The following is a 20,639-nucleotide window of genomic DNA, read 5'->3' as shown; positions in this document are numbered from 1 at the left end:
CGCGACAAAGCTACGGTCACGACCGTTCAGCGTCTCGCCAACCTCATCAATCGAATGACAGTGCGAGACCGCCGACGAACAACCCCCACGGTCCGTGGGGCGGTGTCGGCATCGCCGCCCAGGGCCGCGACACCGAGCGCCCTCTCGATCGGGCGGCGCAGTTCGAGATCACGCCTCGCCCATGACGTCGGCGGCCTGCAGTTAGAGCAGCTCGGCGAGGGCCGCTAGCAGCAGCTCGACGTTGCGCAGCCGTGCCGTGTGGCCCATGCAACCGATCCGCCACATCTTTCCTGCGTACGCGCCAAGACCTCCGCCGATTTCGATTCCGTACTCCCCCAGCAGCCGAGTCCGGATCGCACCCTCGTCGACACCATCGGGAATCACGACGGTCGTCAGTTCAGGAAGACGATGCCCCTCGGCCGCAAACAGCTCAAACCCGAGATCCACGAGACCGTCTCGAAGTCGTTTGCCGCACGCCTCGTGTCTCGTCCAGGCGTTTTCCAAACCCTCTTCGAGAAGTGCGCCGAGACCCGCGTGCAGGGAAAATATCATCGAGATGGGGGCTGTGTGGTGATACGCCCTCGCGCCTTCCCCGCTGACGTACTTTGAGATCAGGTTGAGATCGAGGTACCAACTGCGAGGTCGATCGACAATAAATTCACGGGCACGCTCGGACACCGTAACCGGCGCCAAGCCCGGTGCGACACCAAGGCACTTCTGCGTCCCTGAATATGCAAGATCGACTCCCCACTCATCAATCTCGACCGGGATTCCGCCGAGCGACGTGACACAATCGGCTAGCAGCAACGCATCGCCCTTGTTGGCACCAAGGTCGGCGAGGTCGGACCGCACCCCGGTCGATGTCTCGGCGTGAACGACACCGATCAGCTTCGGGTTCGGATGCGCAGCGAGCAACCGCTCGGCATCAACCGGTTGACCCCAATCAAAATCCACCCGAGTGACAACCGCACCGCAGCGCTCGGCAACATCAACCATCCTTGCACCAAAGACGCCGTTGACGCCGATCACGACGGGATCGCCGCGTTCAATAACGTTGACCAGGCAAATCTCCATGCCCGCCGACCCGGTTCCGCTCACCGGAAACGTAAGGGGGTTTTGTGTCTGCCAGACTTGCTGGAGGCGGCTGTTTGTCTCATCGAGAACTGCAAGGAACTCAGGATCGAGATGGCCAAGCATCGGCCGACCGAGCGCAGAGACCGCCTCCGGATACGGATTACACGGCCCCGGTCCCATCAGTATTCGGTCAGAAAGCGGCATGTCAATAATCCTACTCACTGCACTGCGCAGACCGGCACACAGCGAAATGCCTAGGCAGCGACGTTCTTACACCTCTCGGACCACTCAATCAGCGTGTCACACGCGCGCTCAGTCGGTGACGTCGAGCGTGAGATCAAACGCGATATCCAGAGCTGGCGCAGAGTGCGTCAGCCACCCGACCGAGATCACGTCGACGCCGGTTTCGGCGATCGCCCTGATGTTGTCTCGCGTTACTCCGCCAGATGCCTCGAGTGTCACCGCTCCTCCGGTACGTTTTACGGCAGTCTTCATGTCGGTAATCGACATGTTGTCAAGCATGACGACGTCGGCGCCCACGGAAAAAGCTTCCGCAAGCTGGTCGAGCCGATCTATCTCGACTTCGATCTTGATCGTGTGACCGAGTGCGGCTCGCGCCCCCTCGACGGCTGCGGTAATGGACCCGGTTGCAGCGATGTGGTTGTCCTTAATCAGGACGACGTCGAACAGCCCAAACCTGTGGTTGTGTCCGCCACCCACCCTCACGGCGTATTTCTCAAGCGCTCGGAGACCTGGTGTCGTCTTACGTGTGTCGACAAGTTTGGTCGGAAGGTCGGCAATGAGAGACACCATCTCACGCGTCGCGGTCGCAACACCGCTGGCGTGACTCAGGATATTTAACGCCGATCGCTCGCCGGTGACGATGTCTCGCGCTGCCCCGGCAACAGTCGCCAGCACCGCCCCCCGTGTGACCGCGGCACCGTCGGACACGTGTGGCGTGACCGTCACGTCTGCCTCAAGAAGTGCGAAGACCCGCATGGCGACAGCTAGTCCGGCAATACACCCGTCTTGACGGGCAACCACAGCAGCCTTGGCGCGGAGGCCCTCAGCCAAGGTCGTCTGGGCGGTTATGTCGCCGACAGTTCCGAGGTCTTCTGCAATACATCGACGTACGATGTCGTCGGCGAGGTTGAGCGGAAGCGGAGCCGGGTTCATCATGGCAGCGCTACCAGCGGACGTGTCGGAGTACGTGGCACCGGTACAGGTTCGACGAACGAGCGGTGGGCCTGCGTGGGATCGAGTGCCGGGTAGTCAATGCGGTGGTGCGAACCGCGACTTTCGGTTCTTCGCAACGCTGCTCCCGTGGTCAACGTGGCAACGGCTAGGAGGTTCGCGACTGGCGCCGAGTGCGTCGTGAACGAGTCGAGGCGCAAGCGCGCACGCAGCAGGTTCGACCGATGTCTCTCAACGCCGACGTCTTTCCACATCAGTTTTCGGATGTCAGACCTGACGTGTGGGTCATCATCGCTAACAAGTCGCGAAACGTTGACCGGTAGTTCCACGGAACCGAGGTCTGGTGTCGCGCCCGTGCGGCTACGGATATCGGCCGCCACGACCTGGGCGGTGACGAGACCTTCCAGGAGAGAGTTCGATGCTAAGCGGTTCGCGCCGTGGAATCCTGTGCTGGCAACTTCGCCTGTCGCCCACAGGCCTTGGATCGACGTGCGACCTCTTGCGTCCGCGGAGACACCCCCCATGGAGTAGTGCGCAGCCGGCGAGACTGGCATCAGCTCGGTGACGGGGTCAATTCCGGCTGCCATTGCGGCGCTATACGCAGTTGGGAAACGCCGTGCTACTTCTTCGATGTGGCGAACGTCCATGAAAATCGCGTGACCGAGGGCCTGCCTCGACCACATGGCTCGGGCAACTATGTCGCGAGGAGCAAGTTCAGCGTCAGGATGTTCGTCGACCAAGAATCTATGGCCGCGGTCGTCGACGATGAACGCCCCCGCGCCCCGCAACGCCTCGGTGAGGAGTGGCATTGGGTCGAGTCCCACATCAAGCGCAGTCGGGTGGAACTGGATAAACTCAAGATCGGCGAGCTGAGCCCCGGCACGTGAGGCCATTGCCAAACCATCGCCTGCCGCTTCGACTGGATTCGTGGTCTGAGCAAAAACCTGTCCGATCCCGCCTGTCGCAAGCACGGTCGCCCGAGCGAGAATCAACGTGCGTGCGCCGTCGTGTCCCAATCCGTACACGCCGATCACCACCCCGTTCGCCATAGCCAGGTCGACAGCGAGAAACCCTTCGAGGATGTCGATATCGGGTCGAGCTCTAACGGTGTGTCTGAGGGTTCTCATCACTTCCTTGCCGGTTGCGTCGCCGTTGGCATGCACAATTCGGAATCGGCTGTGACCGGCCTCACGGCCGAGGTCGAGCGCACCACCGGCAGTGTCGAATTCAGCGCCGAGGTCCCGCAGCCACTGAATGCGCTCTGGAGCTGCGGCGGTGACGTACTCGACGACACGGTCGACGGCGATACCGGCGGACACCGAAACCGTGTCGGCCGCGTGGCTGCTTGGTGAGTCCCCTTCGCCGATAGCTGCAGCAATCCCGCCCTGTGCCCACGTTGATGCACCAGAACCCAAGTCGGTCTTTGTGACGACGGTGCAGTTTCCTAGTGAAAGGGCGGTCGAGAGACCCGCAATACCCGAACCGACGATGAGACAGTCTGTTATCACAACGTCGTCGAGGTGAATCATGTGCTGGGAACTGCCAGCATTCGATCGATCGCTCGACGTGCTCGCCCGGCAACTGCGACGCCTATCGTGACTTCGGTCGTCATTGTCAGCAGGGCGTGGCGGATGTTCTCGAGGGTAATCATCTTCATGTACGGGCAAAGGTTGCAGGGCTGAATGAACTCGGTATTTGGTGTTTGTGCGGCAACATTGCCTGCCATAGAGCATTCGGTAACCATGACTACCTTTGGTGGGGCCACGGCTCGCACCCAATCAATCATCCCGGCGGTCGACCCGACGTAGTCAGCCTCGGCCAGAACGTCCGGCGGGCATTCGGGGTGGGCAATGATCTGAATGCCGACGTGGTGCTGCCGGTATTCACGCAGTTCTGCGGCGGTGAACCGTTCGTGAACCATGCAAGAACCGTCCCAAAGGATGATGTCCTTGGACGTCTGGGAGGCGACCCACATTCCGAGGTAGCGGTCGGGCAGAAATATGACGCGGTTCGAGTCGAGAGATTCCACGACCCGGACGGCATTCCCAGACGTACAGCAGATGTCCGACTCGGCCTTCACCTCTGCCGACGTGTTGACGTAGCTCACGACGGGAACACCCGGGTAGCGCCTTTTGAGCATGCGGACGTCCGCCGCGGTGATGGAGTCGGCAAGCGAGCAGCCGGCGTTCACGTCCGGTATCAGCACAGTCTTGTCCGGGTTAACAATCTTGGCCGTCTCAGCCATGAAATACACTCCGGCGAGAACAACGACGTCGGCCGAAGTGGTGACCGCCATGTGAGCGAGCGCCAAACTGTCACCGCGAAGATCAGCAACACCGTGGAAAATGTCGGCTGTCATGTAGTTGTGAGCAAGCACAACGGCGTTGCGTTCCCGCTTGAGTCGCTCGATGTCTTCGATGATCGGTTCGGCGATAAACCTCTCCACATCGGGCACGATGCCGACCAACCGTTCACTGACTGAGATAAGTTTTGTTGTGGTTGAAGTGCTCATAACGGGAATTATACTCAGTCTGAGCATTATATGTACGCGGACTCCCTTTTTCGAACGAACGCGATGTGCGAACCCACGGCAGTACGATTGCCCAACAACGGTGGGCCTCGACACGAGTTCGATATGTAACCTCAAACGCGTGGAGAGAAATGACTCTGTCAGCGCCCAGGAAACACGACACCGGGACGGGGGCGCTCAAGCAGGACTTCCTGACGGAAACGGAAGAGTTCCGCGGGCCTCCCACCCGTCGCGGCATAGTCACCTGTGCCCTCCACAAGCCCACCCTGTTCGATGACGCGCCGAAAGTTCTGCTTGTGAAGCCGACGGCCGTGAAGTGCTTCAACAGTGCGCTGTAGGGCGAGCAGCGTGAACGAATCGGGCAGCAATTCGAACACAACGGGGCGGTACGTCAGTTTGCCGCGTAGTCTGCCCATGGCCGTTGCGACGATTCGACGGTGATCGTAGGCCATCGCCGGTCCTGTCTGGAGAGATTTCGGAGCGGACTGCTCCTTGTCGTGAAAGGCTTCAGCGATCAGGTCGGCTTGATACAGCAATTCGTACCTATCCAGGACTCGAATCGGATCCCACTGCATCGATCCGGCCCCAAAGGCGATGTGGACACGATCAGCCCAAACAGCATCGTCTGTATAGGCGAACAGGTGGGGAATCAGATGCTCGTCGAGAAACTCGGGGCGTTCCTCTCGATGGTCCTCCCAAGGGAACAGGGTGTAGAAATCCCGCCATTCGGCGTCGGGAGATGGAACGCTTTCGATGCCGAGACCCAGGTACGCCACTGAAACCACACGCTTTTGGCGCGCTGTGTGACGAATCCCTCGGTCCAGATCTCCAAACGTATAGAGCTGCTCGGCATACCCAACTTCGACTCCCGCCTGCTGACGGATCCAGCGCCGTAACCCGAGTTCAAGCGTCGTGTCGTTGTCAACGTCGAGGGGACCCGATGGGATGCCGTCGAGACGGCGATCGGTCCGAACCGTAAGAATTCGCGGACGGTCTCGAGTGACGGCGACGAGGACCGCATCAAGACTGATTGCGGCAGTGGAAGTCATCGGCCCAACACGGAGCGAGTGCCGCACGCAAATTGCCGCGATGAGCCTCGTAACATCGGGCTGGCACGTTCGAAGCTCCCCCTAATAAGAGCAGGAGCTTCTTGACGGGATCGAAATTTCGTGGAGCAACGCACCGGGCTGAGTCCTGAGATTGACCCGAATACGGTACAGACGACCGCTGGATCTGTCAGACAGCTCACATCGATGGACACAAACAGTGGATCTGCAACGACAAGCAGGGTGTGTGCACCACTTCGGCCACGGAACGTAATCGGGATCTCTGGAAAAGTCTTCATCCCTGACTTTTCGCGACCCTATCTCCGAGGTGGCTTGTGGTGCTCCCGATTCGGACGAAAGTGACGTCGGTGAACTCGGCGTCACGGGCGTAACCGACCTCGCTCCACAACGCGCGGTAACCCTTGAGACGACGCAGTCGCTTCACACGTTGTCGAAATCGTGCCTGCTCACGTGCAGTGGACTCGCGCCGCGGAGCAATGGTGCCGACAAACCGAACACCCGGATAGTCTCGGAAGCGGCCTCGTGCGAGCATCGTGAGCCAAAAGGATCTAGAGCTATTGACAGCGAGAATCGTCACTCGAGGGTCACGATCGACGTTGCATGCCAAGGTCTCGTTAAACACGTCGAAGTACATCCCCGTGCCCAAACCTGTTATCTGAAGAGACCCCATAGGAGTCACATGGGGAGATCCATCCTCGTTGATACTCGCTATTGAACAATGCACCGAGGTCGACATCCCCTGGCGAAGAACCGCGGCACCACGGTCCCATGTAGCTTGGTCAATCATGTATCTTTCCTTCTCCCCGCCAGCGGCCCGAGCAGCGCGACAACGGTTTCTTCGACAAAAACCTCCAGGATCGACGGTGGACGCCGACCGGTACTCAACGCCGGACGGACCGCACCGTAAGGGACGCTGACGACGGCGAACTTCACTCGGGCGAGTCCATCGGCGTCCACCGCGCCGAGGCGGTCGGCGAGGTCGCGAATCGCTCGCTGCGCCTTAAGCCGCTGCCGGTCGTTGCGGTCGCGCAGCTCCTCTGGCCAGCCGGCGCCGAAGAAATCCCTGCTGCGGTGAACAAGCAGCAGCCTGGCGTGGTCGAACTCGTTTCGGCTCCAACGCACGACATGAGTCGCCGCGGCGATGGCGGCTTCCAGCGGCTCGTCGGCGGCGATCGCCGTCGTGAAACCTTCTTGGAACTTTTCGACACTCCGTAACCAAAGCGCTCCCACAAGAGCATCCTTGCCAGAGAATCGGTGGTAGATGGAACCACTCGGCGCACCAATCTGCTGGGCAACTCCGGCAACAGAAAGCTTCATCGGACCGCCGTCGAGAACCATCGTCAACGACGCGTCCAAGATTTGCTCTGTCGAATATTTGGGTGGCCGACTCATATTTATAGAGAATATTCTCTATATCGGTGTGTGTCGAAAAGAGTGGCATCGTCACGCCAGCACACTGGCTACCGCAATCAGTCAAGGAACTGGTGCACATTACCGATCGTGACTTCGAACCGATGGGAACGTTGTAGCCTTGGCTCCTTTCCTGGAAAGCGATACCGACATGGCACTCGCCGAGACGCCATTTGCATTGACTCACAAGGGGGAGTGGCCCGGGCCGACGGTACTGCGACGCGGCTGGGCACGCGCTACCGCCCGCCCATGGAATGACCACATCGAAGATGCTTCGTTGCGCCTCGTTCGCGGTGGGTCGTTGTTCATCAATGCATGTGCGGTCCGGCTGATGGAACTCGGAGCCTCAAGCGTCATATCGCCTCCGCTGCCGATCGGTGGAAGAAAGCCGTGGATGGACTCGGGCTTCGACGAACACATCGAGCTGGCCCTCCTTCGCCTCGACCTTGATCATCACGTCCCCAGCCCTGATCATCTTGTCGTAGAGCGGACCACAGAATCAATCGAAGAACTCCTCGAGATCGACCAGCTCGCTTTCGACCCGTTCTGGCGTTTCGACATTCATGGCATCACCGAGGCGATACAGGCGACGAACCGCTCGACTGTTTTCCTGATTCGTGACTCCAACGGCAGCACTATCGGGTTTGCAATCGTGGGATACGGCAACGCTATCTCGTATCTACAACGGGTCGCCGTTCATCCTTCATGGCAGGGCCACGGGATGGGGCGTTCTTTGGTCCGTGTCGCTGCTCGCAAGGCTCGTTTGCACGGGTCTCAAGCGATTCTCCTGAACACCCAGTTCAACAACACTCCAGCCATCTCGCTCTACGAGTCCGAGGGTTACGAGCTGCTTCCCGAACGCCTCGCGCTGATGCGTTTCGGCGAGTAGCCACGTCGACCAGCGTCGTTAACAGCGCCAAATCTGGCGCGCCGAGGTGTCGGTGAGATGCCGGGCAGTTCGTTTCACACGGTAGTCTTGCCTTCGCGATCTCACGAGGTGTTGTGGCCCCTCCAGTTCCAGAGCGTTTCACGGTGCACATCAGGCTCGGCCGTGACGGAGACATCGATGAGTGGCTGGCAACCGACACGCTGCTCGATCGGTCTGTGCTCGTTCGGGTGCTCAACCCAGGCGCGAGCAGCGTTCGCCGGAGACTGTTTCAGCAGAACGTGCAAGCTACCGCAGCGGTGTCGCACAACCATCTCTCTGCGGTGTACACCCTTCATGTCGACGACAAGACCGCCTACGCGGTAGTCGAGTGGAACGGGGGGGTGTCTATTCAGGATCGGATCCGAGCCGGCGAAACAATCCCGGTGGCGGAGTTCTTGCCAAATGCGGCAGGATTGGCTGAAGCCCTCGCTTCGTTGCACGCTGTGGGAGTCGTGCACGGCGCCATCGACCCATCCGCGGTCTATTTCTCGGCCGCCCACCCAGCCAAACTTGGCGCTGCGGGAAGAACCTCCATCGGAAGCGGTCCCGAGGCTGACACCGCAGCACTTGCACGAACCCTTCGCGCAGCCATTACCGGCACGACAGAGCCTATGATCGCGGCTTCGCACGTCGCCGAGGGTATCTCACCAGAAGTAGACGCGGCCCTCGCCGCCGCTGAGGATGGGAGGCTGTCGGCGGCGGAGTTGGCGAGTTCGCTGCGGGAGATTCGTTATGAACCCCCTCGGGTAACGGCCCGCGGTTGGTCGTGGGCATGGCTGATCCCCGCGGCAGTGCTGGTTGTTTTTGCCGGGGTTATCTCAGTTGTCGGGCTGTCCATAGACGCCGACCCAAACTCCGCATTTCTGTTCCCGGCAACTCCAAAAATCCAGCCGGTTGTAACTACTACTACCACGCCACCCAAGGCAACAACGACTACCCCTCCGACTGGCCTCGTCGGGTTTACTGTGGAAGTCGCCGACCCTTTCGGAGACGGCAGCGAGCACGACGACTTGTTACCACTTCTGGCCGACGGCGACATTGAAACAAGCTGGACAACGGAGCGGTACTTCGATCCGCTCCCACTGATAAAGGCTGGTGTCGGCGTCGTATTGACCCCTGTCGCTGATGCTCGGACCCTCGAGGTCATTGCAACGTCCGGCACTGCGTTCACCCTCTCGTGGTCCAAGGATCCCGATGCGCCCATCGAGACGTGGGAACATATTTCGTCTGCCGTGATCTCGACCGGCACCACCACCATCCAACTCCCGGATCGGCCCGAGGGCCACTGGTTGTTGTGGCTCACCGATCTTCCCGAGGACGCGACCGGCGAATATGTCGCTGTCATCCGCGAGATTCGCTTCGGATCGTGACAACAGCACCAAAAGGAGCAAGACTTGCCAACGTGACTGACCGAGCGAACCTCGATATCGAACTGATCGACCGCTTTATCAACGGGGACAAGCGGGCGTTCAACACCCTCATGGACGCACACGAGCAGCGAGTTTTCGCTATTTGCATGCGAACGCTCGGAAACCGTCAGGCCGCTCTGGACGCCGTACAGGAGACCTTCATCACCGTGTTCCGCAAGGCAGACCGATACGACGCAACCGCTGCGTTCTCGACGTGGCTCTACCGTGTCACCGTCAACACGTGTTACGACTACCTTCGACGCCAAAAACGCCACCGTACTGACCCGCTCCCCGAGTCTCACGACCCGGTGGATCTTCGCGCCCAGGACGATTTTGACTCGGTAGACATTCAGCCGGCAATCGAGGAAGCACTGGCCTCGCTCCCCGACGAGTTCAGGACTGCGGTTGTGTTGGTCGACCTCCACGGGTTTGACCTCGAACGGGCGGCGGAGGTACTTGAGGTGCCGATCGGGACGGTGAAGTCGCGCGTTTACCGCGGTCGTCGCAAACTTGCGGCACAACTTGGGAACTTTGCACCTAGGTCGCGACATCAAATAGATGAGACACCATGACATCGTATAACGACAGCATCTACGCCCTCGCAGCAGGAACCCTCAGCTCGGAGGAAGAAGCGCGCCTCCGCGCCGAAATCGCGGCTGATCCAGAACTCGCCGAGGAGTTGCGGCTCCAGGAAGAGGCAATCGCGTTCCTCAGCGAACTCGATAGTCCGACTCTCACAGAGTTCGAGTCTGCAAAAATTCGCTCGGCGATTCACAAAGAGATCGCGTCGACCTCCCGAACACCAACCAAGTCGAGAGGGTCGTGGATGTTTGCTGCCGCGGCTGTGATATTGGTGCTCGTAGGGGCCGTCAGCGTATTGCCAAGGTTGTCCCGCGGCTCGGACTCCGCTGATCTTACGTCAGCAGTAGTTGCAGAATCCGGCGGCGCAAGCCTCGGTGAAGAAGCTACCCCCAGTGCAGGCTCCGCACAGGATCTCAGTGCCACTACCACCGCGGCGGCATCGACGACGACATTTGCGCCGGCCACAAGTGCTTTTGCGGAGGAACTAGACGGTGGTTTTGCCCTCGGTGACGTTACGGCGGCTGAGTATCTGTCTGCGACAGGTCGGTTAATTGGTTCTACTTTGCGAGAACCCGACGAGGTGGAATTCGGTGATCTTCCGGCGGAAGTCGGTATCAAACGCGCAGCTCAGAGCTGCCTCGACGATCTTTCGGAGATGGGGTTTCAGTCCTATGTGTCAACCACATCGACATTCAGCGGTGACGTGATTTTTGGCGAAAAATTCGATCCGAACGGTTTACTCGTCGAAGTTGTCAAGCTCATCGCCGCCAACTGCGTCGAGATTGATCGGGCCCCATAGGCTGCAACCTCTATAAGAGCCACTACGCTGAAGCACTATGAACGACTTCCCAGCAAAAATCGCCGACGCTCTCGAGGCGTTCGCCCTGCGAGTACGGGCCATGACAGTCGACCGCGTTGCGAATGTCGTGCGGTGGACGGCAGTTGGCATTGTGATCGGCGTGCTCGGAGTGGTCGCCTTCGTAATGTCGGTTATCGGCATATTCAGGGTTCTCGACACCGCCGTTGACACCGAGGTTGCGTTTGCAGGAATGGGTGGATTATTTACACTCATCGGCGTGTTTGCATGGCGTAAGCGAATACCAAAAGAATCTCGAGAGGACACTCCCCATGGCTGAGAACCTCCTAATAATCGGATCCGGACCTGCTGGACTGACCGCCGCTATTTATGCTGCGCGGGGCGGCATGGAGCCGCTCATGATTGAAGGCATGGAACCCGGCGGACAATTGACGATCACAACAGACGTCGAAAACTACCCAGGTTTTCCCGACGGCATCATGGGACCCGAACTGATGGAACAGTTCAGAAAGCAGGCTGAACGGTTTGGAACACGCATCCTGTCATCGGACGTGACTGCGGTGGATTTCTCTGAGCGTCCATTCAAGGTGTCTGTCGGTGCCGACGAGTATGAGGCCGACGCGATCGTGATTTCAACAGGAGCGTCAGCGCGCTGGCTCGGTGTTGAAGGCGAAGACAGATTTCGCGGGTACGGCATGTCGTCCTGCGCCACATGTGACGGCTTTTTCACACGCGGTCTGGAAATCGCGGTCGTGGGTGGAGGCGACTCTGCAATGGAAGAAGCACTTTTTCTCACCAAGTTCGCCTCGAAGGTGACGGTAATCCACCGGCGCGACGAGTTCCGAGCATCAAAGATCATGGCTCAACGTGTCATGAACCACGACAAGATCGAGGTCTTGTGGAACTCGAAGGTCATCGAGATCCTGGGTGATGACTCGGTCAGCGGTGCATTAATCGAAGACACTCAGACCGGCGAGACCAGCGAACTCAAAGTCAGCTTTGTTTTCGTAGCCATTGGCCACATACCAAACACCGACATTTTCAAGGGTCAAATCGATCTCGATGATGCAGGTTACGTGCTCGTAAACGGTACGCACACCTCGGTGGAGGGAGTCTTCGCAGGAGGAGACGTGGCAGACACCGTGTACCGCCAAGCGGTTACCGCGGCCGGGATGGGATGCCAAGCTGCGTTGGACGCCGAACGGTGGATTGAAAGCGAGTCGTTGGCTCAGGCAGAGTAGACGAACGGAATATCGGTCGCTGTGGCGGGGTTTCTCCGCGATGCAAGGCCACAGAAAACAAGGAGACTGGCGTGGGTCAGAACACTCTTACAGCAACAGCCGAGAACTTTGATGAGATCATCGGGTCCGACACCCCGGTGCTCGTTGACTTTTGGGCGGAATGGTGTGGTCCGTGCAAGATCATGAACGGTCCGCTCGAAGAGATCGCGGACGAGAACGTCGGCAAGTTGAATGTCGCAAAACTCAACATCGACGAGCACCCTTCTATCTCGATGAACTACCAGGTGATGAGTATCCCGACGCTCATGTTGTTCAAGAACGGCGAAACGTTGAAGCGACTCACCGGTGCGCGCTCCAAGGCGCAACTCGAAGCGGAGATCGCGGAGTACATCAACTGAGTCCTCCGATGTGAGACGATACAGCTGTGAGGCTCTATCACCACGGAGATCAAGGCGAGCCGGTCCGGGACATCCAGGACCGGCTTTGCGCGCTTGGACACGACATCTCCGGCGACAGGACCGGTGTGTTCGGAAATGGAACTCTTGAGGCGGTGCGCGCATTTCAAAGTGTCCGCGGTCTTCCCAGCGATGGTTACGTAGGACCGGTGACCTGGAACTCCTTGGTCGAAGCGGGATATCAGCTCGGAGACCGGTTGCTGTATTTGCGCTCCCCGATGACGCGCGGCGACGACATCGCCGACCTTCAACGAAGACTCAATGCACTCGGCTTCGACGCAGGAATTGTCGACGGCATCTTTGGGCCGGACACTCTGGGTGCGGTTCTCGACTTCCAGCACAACCGTGCAATGGTTGAAGACGGCATTGCGGGCCCGGCCGTTGTGGACGATCTCTCCCTGATGCGTATGGCAACCAGAAAGCATGGACGCGAGCGGGTCCGTGAGAATCGGTGGTTGTCGTCGATATCCACCGCAATTGCGGGGTCACGTGTTTACGTCGACCCGTTCTGTCGCACAGAAGCCGAAGCGCAGGCTACCTGGGCAACGGCGACAGACTTCGCCAATGACTTCCAGAAAATGGGTGTTGGTATCGTGTTTTCTCGTGGGATCGACACCGCACCGACCGAAGAGGTTAGAGCCCAGCGCGCAAATAGCTTGGGGGTGGACTTCATCGTCTCGTTCGCCATACCCGTCGGGGGCGATACCGGTGTGTTTTACTTCGCGTCGGCACACTCGCAAAGCGCTTCGGGGCGGAAAATCGCGCAAGGACTCGCCGCACGCCTGGATCTCGCGCCAAGCGGTCGCACAATCCCACTGCTAAAAGACACGCGTGCCACGTCGATCGTCGTGTCCATGGCTATCGACGCAGTCCTGTCCGGCAAAGAAGTGTCACGAGCACTGCAATCGACGCTCGCCTCGATACGTGACAGTCAACCTGGCTGAATCGCACCTGTCCGAGACTGCATATCCTAATATATTCCAACGCGCCTGATGCCGACAGAATCAGACTAGTTGACGATAGATTCGCTCAAGGTCAGAAAGAGAAGAGAAGCGGAGCACCACCTTGCCCTCCGATCCGTTGTAGTCGATCTTCACCTTTGTATCGAGACGCTCGGCAAGCTGTTGCTCGAGCTCGATTATCGCAGCAGGGCGCATCGGTCGGGTCGCAAGAGACTTGCTCATGTCGGTTTCAGGGGTCCCACTCCGCACCCGGACGGCCTCCTCTACCTGGCGGACCGACCACCCCTCAGCAGCTGCGCGTTCGGCGATATGAATCGCGTAGACCTCGTCCTCAAGACCCAACAGCGCACGCGCATGGCCCGCGGATAGCTCCCTCGATTCCACCAGCGCCTGTATATCAGCGGGAAGCAGCAGTAGGCGAAGCGTGTTCGACACTGCGCTCCGGGACCTCCCCACCCTCTGCGCAATGTCATCATGCGTTAGGTCGTACACGTCAGAAAGCTCGCGAAAAGCGGCCGCCTCCTCAAGCGACGAGAGATCCTCACGTTGAATATTCTCGATAAGCGCCTCAGTGAGGTTTGTCCGACCGTCAGCAGAATCTCGGATCACCGCGGGGATTTCGGTCAGCCCCGCAGCTCGCGAAGCCCGCAAGCGCCGTTCTCCGGCGACCAACACGTAAGCGCCGTCTTCGTTCGGTGGACGAACCACGATCGGCTGAAGAACTCCGACGCGAGAAATCGACTCCGCCAAGGACGCAATCGAATCCTCAGCAAATTGAACGCGGGGTTGCTGTGGGTTCGGTACGATGTCGTCGATCGAAAGATTCGCAAACCCCCTGCCGGGACGGTCCGCTGGCAGCAGAGCGTCAAGGCCTCTCCCGAGTCCACTTTTACGACCGGCCATGACGCCTCCTAAATTCTTTGGCGAGTTCTCTGTAAGCCATAGCACCGCGCGACATCGGGTCAAGCGCCTCAATCGGCTCTCCATATGAGGGGGCTTCGCTTAGCCGTACGGTTCTTGGAATGATGGTTCGATATGTAGTGTCTTCGAAGTGTTGACGAACCTGCGCAACAACATCGGCCGACAACGTGGTGCGGCCATCGAACATGGTCAACACCACACCTTCAACTTTAAGTTGAGGGTTAATGTTCTGGCGAACCAACTGAATGTTGCTCACCAACTGAGAAACGCCTTCGAGCGCGTAATACTCGCATTGGATCGGTATCAGGACTTCAGAGGCTGCGGTGAGTCCGTTGATGGTGAGCAAACCCAAGGAAGGTGGGCAATCGATAAGCACGAAATCGTAGTCGCGGGAGATCTTTTTGAGTGGTGTCGCCAACCGACGCTCGCGGTTCATCAGTGCTACGAGTTCGATTTCCGCCCCAGCTAGTCCGATCGTTGCCGGCATGATGTGGAACCCGTTGACGCTCGTCGGCTCGATTGCGTCTTCGATGGCCACTCCGTCGATGATGACCTCGTACGTGCTGAGCTCGATAGCCCCCCGGTCAATCCCGACACCAGACGAACTGTTCCCCTGCGGGTCAAGGTCGACGAGGAGCACGCGTTCGCCCTGAAACGCCAGGCCTGCGCTAAGATTGATCGCGGTGGTCGATTTGCCGACACCACCTTTTTGGTTCGCAATCGCAACGACTGTCGCAGATGCACGTGCTTTAGCCATGAATTCCCGGACTTTTGGACGGATTACTTCGACCGCATGATAAGGAACCATCCCGGAGAGTCAAGGATCTCGCTCCCAATCCTTCTAGTCGATAGTTTGATGTCAGCGCGAGCTGCGTTGATTGCCATGGCATCCGAGACCGTGCCTTCCCCTGCGCGCGACAGCGCAACGATGCTTGCTAGCGGAGTCGGTCGATTGATGTGCAACTCGAGTGCCCGTAGTGGTGCCAGCGACGCACGGAACACCCGTATGCCATCGGGAATCGAATCCGCGTACACGTCGGCGAGTATTGGCGAACAGTTGTCTAAGCCTAGGATTTGTATCACCCTGTGCTGCAGCTGTGAGCGATTCGCTGAACGGTCCACAAGAAATACCTCTGTTTGCGGCTTTAGTATGGCAACTACGATTCCTGGAAGACCTGCTCCGCTCCCGATGTCAACGACGGCGGTTCCTTCAACCGATTCCAGCAGTGGGAGAAACGCAGTGGAGTCGAGGAGGTGACGATCCCAGATTCGATCAGCTTCGTTCGGCCCTATCGCTCCTGCCGCAGCAGCTTCGTCACACAGCCAATCGGCGTATCGCGTGAGACGTTCGCATTCAATTTTGCTGATGTCGTTAGCGATCAACCGGCTGAAACGCTGACGATCTGTCGGGTTCATAAGGTCAGTGTAGATGTTTCACGTGAAACAGTGTTTCCATAAACGGAGGGGAGTGTTTGCATCAACACTCCCCTCCATCCACATCTTCTTTGTGTGTCTGCGAGTACTAAACCTACTCCGCCAGAGCAACCACGACGGAGCGGTGTGGTTCCTGACCCTCGCTAAAGCTACGCACGCCGTCAATATCCCCGATGGCGTCGTGCACCACCTTGCGGTCAACAGCTGCCATGGGTTCGAGCATGATCTCTTCGTGTTCAGATATGACCTTCTCAGCGAGCTGCTTGGAGTATATTTGCAACGCCTTGCGGCGCCGAGCAGCGTAGCCGGCTATATCGAGACGAATGCGAGGCGCTCGGTACGTTTTTCGTTGCACGACGGTCCGAGTTAGTTCGTGTACCGCCTGTAGCACCGTGCCCCGCGGGCCAACTAACGCTTCGGTCTGATCACCTTCGATGTCGATGTACAGAATGTCCTTTTCCGTGCGGGTCTCGACAGTTCCTTCGAGACCAAACGCGTCGAGGAGTCCGCGCAAAAAGTCCGCCGCCACTTCGGTTTGCTCGCTTAGATTCGAGGCATCGTTCGAATGTGTACTGCCCCCCTCACCGTCGCTGTACTGACGTCCGTCGTCGGTCCGCTGCTGTTTCTCTGAGTCATTCATCTCGGGGCGCCGTTTCCCTCTGTCTGGCCGGTTCTTCGCACCGCCCTGATTACGATTGCTTGATTTTTTTGTGCTACCGGTCGATCTCGCCTTGCCTTCTCGTTGGTCTCGACCGGTGCTCGCCCGCTTACTTTCATCCGCTTCGTCTCGGCCACGCCCACGACGACGACCGCGACGGCGCTTCTGGGGAGGAGCCTTGCTCACTTTCACAACGGCCATCTGCCGACCGATGCCGATGAAGCCCGTTTTCCCCTCACGCAACACTTCGATCTTGGCCTCCTCGTCTGAGGACAACCCGAGTTCCTTCAGCGCTTCGCTGATTGCCTCGTCGACCGTGACGGCTTCAACTTCAATCCACTCCATTGAGGACTACTTCTTTCTGCGCTTCTTGGAGCGCTTCTTGCTGGTATTCGGCGATGGACCCGGATTCTTGGACTTCGGAGCTTCCTTCTCGGTTTCGTCCTTCTTGGACTTCGCCAACTTCTCCGCCTCCCGGGGGTCACCGTCGATCCGCAGAATCATTGCCTGCTGACCAATTCTGAAGGCACTCGACACTGCCCAGTAAATGCCGAGACCGGCCGGAAAATTGAATGAGAACACGCCCATCATAAGAGGCATTACCTTCATCATGACCTGCATGCCCTGGGGTTGCTCTTGCTGCTGCTGCTTCTGCGCGTCGGTCCTGGTGCGCGTCGTCTGATACTGCTGGTAATAACTGGTAGCGAGAATGACGGCCATCAGTAACAGATAGGGGAGGAACGTTACAAAGGTGTCCTGGAGTGCGTTGCTCGGAGTGATCAGAAGATCCATGCTGAGAAACCGCGTGCGCCCGTCGATGAGTGCCTGGCCGAGATCAGATGCGGGACTGATGATGTTGTCCGGATCAAGCGTGCCGTCAACAACCGACACCCGAAGCACCCTGAAGAGGGCGAACCACACCGGCATCTGAAGAATAAGCGGCAAGCAGCCTGCTGCGGGGTTCACGCCCTTTTCCTGGTACAACGCCATGAGTGCCTTGTTGAGCTCTTCGCGGTTGCCTTTGTGTTCCTTCTGAAGCTTCTTGACCTGTGGCTGAATCTCCTGCATAGCTTTCATCGAACGAGTCTGCTTCAGCGTCATCGGGAACAGCAACAAACTGACGGTCAGGGTCAGCAAAATAATGGATATTCCATAAACTGGTAAGACTGAGTAGAAGAATTCGAGTGCCTTCCCCATCGGGGGGGCGAGTATGGTGAACGGGTTCACAGGTTAGGTTCCTTCGGGATTTCCAGGGTGCCGAGTACGGTCATGTCGCCCGTTCCCGAGGCTTCCGGCACAGGGTCAAAACCACCACTGTGAAACGGGTGACAACGGCCAACACGCCGCGTTCCAAGCCACGAGCCCCGCCAAAACCCGTGGGTCTCAAGGGCCTCAAGGGTATATGACGAGCAGGTTGGGTAGTACCGACAATTCTTGCCAAGGTACGGCGAAACGAGGCGTTGGTACCTTCGAATGGCGCGCATCAACACCCGCGTCCCAAAACCCGGCTGCGTGCTCTGCTCGTTCATCGTTCCTCCTCGCGCTGGTCGCGGGAGAACCCGCTCGCGGCGCATAGCCAATTTACGAGACGGTCAAAGGGCGCCGTCAGCACTTCCGTGCCGGCGAGCACGATATAACTCGCGTCGTCTCGCAACGGAACAAAGCAGAGGGCAGCACGAATGCGCCGCTTCGCTCTGTTCCGAGCGACAGCGTTTCCCGTACGGCGTCCAGCCACAATGCCAACCTGGGGTTGGCCTCGTAGCCCTGTTGCACGAATAACGGTTATACCTTCGACCCGCCGTCTTTGACCCGTCCTATATACGTGGCGAAAAGCCGTGCGGCCACGCAACGAGGAGTACGGTCGCCTTTTAGGCGGTGAGCCGGCTACGGCCTTTTTCACGGCGGCGCTTGATGAGCGCGCGGCCGGATCGGTCACGCATACGGGAGCGAAACCCGTGCTTGCGCTTACGACGGCGCACGTTTGGTTGGTATGTACGTTTCATGAGAGGACTTCCAAAAAAGGGAATCGCGGTCTGGGCAGGTAGGTTACGGATGGCTCCGCTTAGTGTCAAAGACACACACGCACGACCGCCCGGTGTAGCCCAGCTGGAATGCGCGACCGGCGGCGGTACGCACCCAGACACCTACGATCGCGAGACCGCTGCTAGCCGAACAGACCTGAAATCTGTCAGAACGCGAAATCTCGTAAGCACTCGCGAAATATTGCTTTGACTCGAATCCAGCGACTTCGCCCGTCGCCAGCTCGCTGCAGCCCGCGAAACAGCCCAAAATCCCCTGTGAAACAAGGGGTTTTCAGGAATCACTATCTAGTGGCGAAATGTGGATAGCGACGAATTTATCGTTCTTGATCCCGAGCGATCTGCTGCCATATACTCGCCGCCACAGAAGCGGTCCCATCCGGACGATTTCCTACCTGGTTGATACGAGGTTTGCCTCGAGGGGTCGCGTGTGTTCTCCACACCTGTGGATAGTGGTGTGGACAAACATAGTGTCGAGCCAACAACTCTTTGAGGGAGCACGAGCAGACGTGGAGATAGAACAATCCACCTCCCGATGGGACGCCTTTCAACATCAGGTCGCACGATCAATACCTGACACTGCTCGCCAGACCTGGATAGAACCTCTCGATGCCCACGTAGAGGGAGAAGTCCTCCGACTCACCGCCCCGACCGAGTTTCATGCGCACTGGGTGCGAGACCGCTACCTCGACATTATTGCAGCTGCGGCGGCGGCTGCGTATGAAACGACAAGTGTTGTGGTTGAAACGTTCGCTACGGACGACGCCGGAAGTCCGGCACCGGTTGGTGCCGACCCTGTCGACTCCGCCAAAGTCCCCGTTTCCCCGGTCGTGAACACTCGTCACGTTGTCGCTAAACCTGAGATTCGTAGGACCGATACGCGGCTTATCCCGAGGTACAATTTCGATAACTTTGTTGTTGGACAGTCGAACCGTTTCGCCCACGCAGCAGCGATGGCCGTGGCCGAAGAACCCGGAAAACAGTACAACCCACTATTCATTTACGGCCCGGCAGGGTTAGGAAAAACTCACCTCCTGCACGCCGTTGGACAGCACTGCCGAGAGCTCGACACCACTGCAGTGATTCGGTACGTCACTTCGGAACAGTTCTTTAACGAGTTCATCCACGGAATCCGCCGTAAGCAAATGGGTGAATTCAAGGCACGATATCGCACCACCGACGTTCTGTTGCTCGACGACGTCCAGTTTTTCGAAGGCAAGGAACAGATCCTCGAAGAGTTCTTTCACACGTTCAATTCTCTGTACGAAGCCGGAAAACAGATGGTCATCAGCTCGGATCGGCATCCGAAGAACCTTGACTCTCTCGAAGCGCGTCTGCGGTCGCGGTTTGAATGGGGCCTTCTGACCGACATTCAACCGCCGGATGTTGAGACACGGCTTGCAATCTTACGGAAAAACGTCGAACTGGCACCCGTCCCTATACCTATGGATGTCCTCAACTTCATCGCGGAGAACGTACTCGACAACATCAGAGAACTCGAAGGTGCTTTAACGCGTGTCGCCGCATTTGCCTCGCTCACCAAGAAAACTGTCACCCTAGACATGGCGAAGGATGTCTTGAGTGACCTCGCTCCTCAATATTCCAACCGATCGTTGACTGCAGAAACAATCATCAAGTTGGTGAGTGACTACTTTGGTGTGTCCGTTCTTGAAATGATCGGCCCTTCGCGCAAACAACCGCTCGCCCTGTCGCGCCAGATTGCGATGTATTTGTGTCGTGACCTGACGGATCTGTCGCTCCCCAAGATAGGAAAGGCGTTTAGAGGACGCGATCACACCACAGTCATCCACGCTGTGCAACGTGTCAAGACTCTTATGCTCAGCGATAAAATGGTGTTTGATGAGATCACGACGTTGTCCCACAAGCTGAGGAAAAGTTAGATGTTGTCCACAACCAA

General features: G+C 58.3%; 24 protein-coding genes. 9 read left to right on the top strand and 15 right to left on the bottom strand.

Annotated features, from left to right (window positions below; genetic code table 11):
• Positions 1-201 precede the first annotated feature (201 nt).
• The 7 genes from IIC71_06705 to IIC71_06675 form a co-directional block, all read right to left on the bottom strand.
• Positions 202-1,278: an alanine--glyoxylate aminotransferase family protein gene (locus IIC71_06705; GenBank protein ID MCH7668875.1), complete on the bottom strand. Its 1,077-nt coding sequence runs from the start codon at positions 1,276-1,278 to the stop codon at positions 202-204.
• Between the two features lie 108 nt (positions 1,279-1,386).
• Complete coding sequence (gene nadC / locus IIC71_06700) at positions 1,387-2,250, bottom strand: carboxylating nicotinate-nucleotide diphosphorylase (GenBank protein ID MCH7668874.1); 864 nt, start codon at positions 2,248-2,250, stop codon at positions 1,387-1,389.
• Positions 2,250-3,797: an L-aspartate oxidase gene (locus IIC71_06695; GenBank protein ID MCH7668873.1), complete on the bottom strand. Its 1,548-nt coding sequence runs from the start codon at positions 3,795-3,797 to the stop codon at positions 2,250-2,252. Before IIC71_06695 ends, nadC begins: the two co-directional genes overlap by 1 nt.
• On the bottom strand, positions 3,794-4,780 hold the full coding sequence (gene nadA / locus IIC71_06690) for a quinolinate synthase NadA (protein ID MCH7668872.1): 987 nt from the start codon (positions 4,778-4,780) through the stop codon (positions 3,794-3,796). The genes IIC71_06695 and nadA overlap by 4 nt, the downstream gene beginning before the upstream one ends.
• A 158-nt stretch (positions 4,781-4,938) precedes the next feature.
• Entirely contained in the window at positions 4,939-5,847 is a 909-nt protein-coding gene (locus IIC71_06685) for an NAD regulator (GenBank protein ID MCH7668871.1), read from the bottom strand.
• Positions 5,848-6,139: 292 nt separating this feature from the next.
• Positions 6,140-6,652, bottom strand: coding sequence for a pyridoxamine 5'-phosphate oxidase family protein (locus tag IIC71_06680; protein ID MCH7668870.1), 513 nt, complete (start codon positions 6,650-6,652; stop codon positions 6,140-6,142).
• A complete protein-coding gene (locus IIC71_06675) occupies positions 6,649-7,257 on the bottom strand; it encodes a TetR/AcrR family transcriptional regulator (GenBank protein MCH7668869.1) in 609 nt (202 codons plus the stop codon). Before IIC71_06675 ends, IIC71_06680 begins: the two co-directional genes overlap by 4 nt.
• 139 nt (positions 7,258-7,396) lie before the next feature.
• On the opposite strand from IIC71_06675, the gene IIC71_06670 reads away from it, so the two are divergent.
• From IIC71_06670 to IIC71_06635, 8 genes are all read left to right on the top strand, one after another.
• The gene (locus IIC71_06670) at positions 7,397-8,164 is read left to right on the top strand and encodes a GNAT family N-acetyltransferase (GenBank protein MCH7668868.1); all 768 of its coding nucleotides are present in this window, start codon (positions 7,397-7,399) and stop codon (positions 8,162-8,164) included.
• Positions 8,165-8,277: 113 nt separating this feature from the next.
• Positions 8,278-9,573, top strand: coding sequence for a hypothetical protein (locus IIC71_06665; protein MCH7668867.1), 1,296 nt, complete (start codon positions 8,278-8,280; stop codon positions 9,571-9,573).
• 32 nt (positions 9,574-9,605) lie between these two features.
• Positions 9,606-10,184 (top strand): sigma-70 family RNA polymerase sigma factor, encoded by a 579-nt coding sequence (locus IIC71_06660; protein MCH7668866.1) that lies wholly within the window; start codon positions 9,606-9,608, stop codon positions 10,182-10,184.
• Positions 10,181-10,993, top strand: coding sequence for a hypothetical protein (locus IIC71_06655; protein MCH7668865.1), 813 nt, complete (start codon positions 10,181-10,183; stop codon positions 10,991-10,993). Before IIC71_06660 ends, IIC71_06655 begins: the two co-directional genes overlap by 4 nt.
• 37 nt (positions 10,994-11,030) lie before the next feature.
• Positions 11,031-11,330, top strand: a complete 300-nt coding sequence (locus tag IIC71_06650; protein ID MCH7668864.1) for a hypothetical protein — start codon at positions 11,031-11,033, stop codon at positions 11,328-11,330.
• Positions 11,323-12,252: a thioredoxin-disulfide reductase gene (gene trxB / locus IIC71_06645; protein ID MCH7668863.1), complete on the top strand. Its 930-nt coding sequence runs from the start codon at positions 11,323-11,325 to the stop codon at positions 12,250-12,252. The genes IIC71_06650 and trxB overlap by 8 nt, the downstream gene beginning before the upstream one ends.
• 71 nt (positions 12,253-12,323) lie before the next feature.
• Entirely contained in the window at positions 12,324-12,650 is a 327-nt protein-coding gene (gene trxA / locus IIC71_06640; GenBank protein ID MCH7668862.1) for a thioredoxin, read from the top strand.
• A 26-nt stretch (positions 12,651-12,676) separates the two neighbouring features.
• The gene (locus IIC71_06635; protein MCH7668861.1) at positions 12,677-13,651 is read left to right on the top strand and encodes a peptidoglycan-binding protein; all 975 of its coding nucleotides are present in this window, start codon (positions 12,677-12,679) and stop codon (positions 13,649-13,651) included.
• 60 nt (positions 13,652-13,711) lie between these two features.
• On the opposite strand, the gene IIC71_06630 is transcribed toward IIC71_06635, so the two are convergent.
• The 8 genes from IIC71_06630 to rpmH all read right to left on the bottom strand — a co-directional run bounded on the left by IIC71_06630 (position 13,712) and on the right by rpmH (position 18,685).
• Positions 13,712-14,572, bottom strand: a complete 861-nt coding sequence (locus tag IIC71_06630) for a ParB/RepB/Spo0J family partition protein (GenBank protein ID MCH7668860.1) — start codon at positions 14,570-14,572, stop codon at positions 13,712-13,714.
• Positions 14,559-15,347 carry a ParA family protein gene (locus IIC71_06625; GenBank protein ID MCH7668859.1) on the bottom strand — a complete coding sequence of 263 codons (789 nt, stop codon included), beginning with the start codon at positions 15,345-15,347 and terminating at the stop codon, positions 14,559-14,561. Before IIC71_06625 ends, IIC71_06630 begins: the two co-directional genes overlap by 14 nt.
• Before the next feature lie 23 nt (positions 15,348-15,370).
• The gene (locus IIC71_06620) at positions 15,371-16,006 is read right to left on the bottom strand and encodes a class I SAM-dependent methyltransferase (protein MCH7668858.1); all 636 of its coding nucleotides are present in this window, start codon (positions 16,004-16,006) and stop codon (positions 15,371-15,373) included.
• Positions 16,007-16,118: 112 nt separating this feature from the next.
• Entirely contained in the window at positions 16,119-17,027 is a 909-nt protein-coding gene (locus tag IIC71_06615; protein MCH7668857.1) for a Jag N-terminal domain-containing protein, read from the bottom strand.
• Between the two features lie 6 nt (positions 17,028-17,033).
• Positions 17,034-17,909, bottom strand: coding sequence for a YidC/Oxa1 family membrane protein insertase (locus IIC71_06610; GenBank protein ID MCH7668856.1), 876 nt, complete (start codon positions 17,907-17,909; stop codon positions 17,034-17,036).
• Positions 17,906-18,211, bottom strand: coding sequence for a membrane protein insertion efficiency factor YidD (yidD, locus tag IIC71_06605; protein MCH7668855.1), 306 nt, complete (start codon positions 18,209-18,211; stop codon positions 17,906-17,908). Before yidD ends, IIC71_06610 begins: the two co-directional genes overlap by 4 nt.
• Positions 18,208-18,531: a ribonuclease P protein component gene (locus IIC71_06600; GenBank protein ID MCH7668854.1), complete on the bottom strand. Its 324-nt coding sequence runs from the start codon at positions 18,529-18,531 to the stop codon at positions 18,208-18,210. The genes yidD and IIC71_06600 overlap by 4 nt, the downstream gene beginning before the upstream one ends.
• A gap of 19 nt (positions 18,532-18,550) precedes the next feature.
• The gene (gene rpmH, locus IIC71_06595; protein MCH7668853.1) at positions 18,551-18,685 is read right to left on the bottom strand and encodes a 50S ribosomal protein L34; all 135 of its coding nucleotides are present in this window, start codon (positions 18,683-18,685) and stop codon (positions 18,551-18,553) included.
• A 545-nt stretch (positions 18,686-19,230) separates the two neighbouring features.
• On the opposite strand from rpmH, the gene dnaA reads away from it, so the two are divergent.
• Positions 19,231-20,622 carry a chromosomal replication initiator protein DnaA gene (dnaA, locus tag IIC71_06590; GenBank protein ID MCH7668852.1) on the top strand — a complete coding sequence of 464 codons (1,392 nt, stop codon included), beginning with the start codon at positions 19,231-19,233 and terminating at the stop codon, positions 20,620-20,622.
• Positions 20,623-20,639: the final 17 nt, after the last annotated feature.

Source organism: Acidobacteriota bacterium, from assembly GCA_022562055.1.
Taxonomy (GTDB): domain Bacteria; phylum Actinomycetota; class Acidimicrobiia; order Spongiisociales; family UBA5794; genus BMS3BBIN02.
The sequence above is the reverse complement of the archived record's forward strand: the minus strand, read 5'-3'. Positions and strand labels throughout refer to the sequence as shown.

What these genes read in the sequence shown, in the direction of transcription:
- yidD (MCH7668855.1), bottom strand. Translation starts at nt 18,211, where the DNA reads ATGAACGAGCAGAGCACGCAGCCGGGTTTTGGGACGCGGGTGTTGATG.
- IIC71_06615 (MCH7668857.1), bottom strand. Translation starts at nt 17,027, where the DNA reads ATGGAGTGGATTGAAGTTGAAGCCGTCACGGTCGACGAGGCAATCAGC.
- IIC71_06705 (MCH7668875.1), bottom strand. Translation starts at nt 1,278, where the DNA reads ATGCCGCTTTCTGACCGAATACTGATGGGACCGGGGCCGTGTAATCCG.
- trxB (MCH7668863.1), top strand. Translation starts at nt 11,323, where the DNA reads ATGGCTGAGAACCTCCTAATAATCGGATCCGGACCTGCTGGACTGACC.
- IIC71_06620 (MCH7668858.1), bottom strand. Translation starts at nt 16,006, where the DNA reads ATGAACCCGACAGATCGTCAGCGTTTCAGCCGGTTGATCGCTAACGAC.
- IIC71_06685 (MCH7668871.1), bottom strand. Translation starts at nt 5,847, where the DNA reads ATGACTTCCACTGCCGCAATCAGTCTTGATGCGGTCCTCGTCGCCGTC.
- IIC71_06630 (MCH7668860.1), bottom strand. Translation starts at nt 14,572, where the DNA reads ATGGCCGGTCGTAAAAGTGGACTCGGGAGAGGCCTTGACGCTCTGCTG.
- IIC71_06650 (MCH7668864.1), top strand. Translation starts at nt 11,031, where the DNA reads ATGAACGACTTCCCAGCAAAAATCGCCGACGCTCTCGAGGCGTTCGCC.
- nadA (MCH7668872.1), bottom strand. Translation starts at nt 4,780, where the DNA reads ATGAGCACTTCAACCACAACAAAACTTATCTCAGTCAGTGAACGGTTG.
- IIC71_06655 (MCH7668865.1), top strand. Translation starts at nt 10,181, where the DNA reads ATGACATCGTATAACGACAGCATCTACGCCCTCGCAGCAGGAACCCTC.
- IIC71_06695 (MCH7668873.1), bottom strand. Translation starts at nt 3,797, where the DNA reads ATGATTCACCTCGACGACGTTGTGATAACAGACTGTCTCATCGTCGGT.
- IIC71_06675 (MCH7668869.1), bottom strand. Translation starts at nt 7,257, where the DNA reads ATGAGTCGGCCACCCAAATATTCGACAGAGCAAATCTTGGACGCGTCG.
- IIC71_06625 (MCH7668859.1), bottom strand. Translation starts at nt 15,347, where the DNA reads ATGGCTAAAGCACGTGCATCTGCGACAGTCGTTGCGATTGCGAACCAA.
- rpmH (MCH7668853.1), bottom strand. Translation starts at nt 18,685, where the DNA reads ATGAAACGTACATACCAACCAAACGTGCGCCGTCGTAAGCGCAAGCAC.
- IIC71_06680 (MCH7668870.1), bottom strand. Translation starts at nt 6,652, where the DNA reads ATGATTGACCAAGCTACATGGGACCGTGGTGCCGCGGTTCTTCGCCAG.
- nadC (MCH7668874.1), bottom strand. Translation starts at nt 2,250, where the DNA reads ATGAACCCGGCTCCGCTTCCGCTCAACCTCGCCGACGACATCGTACGT.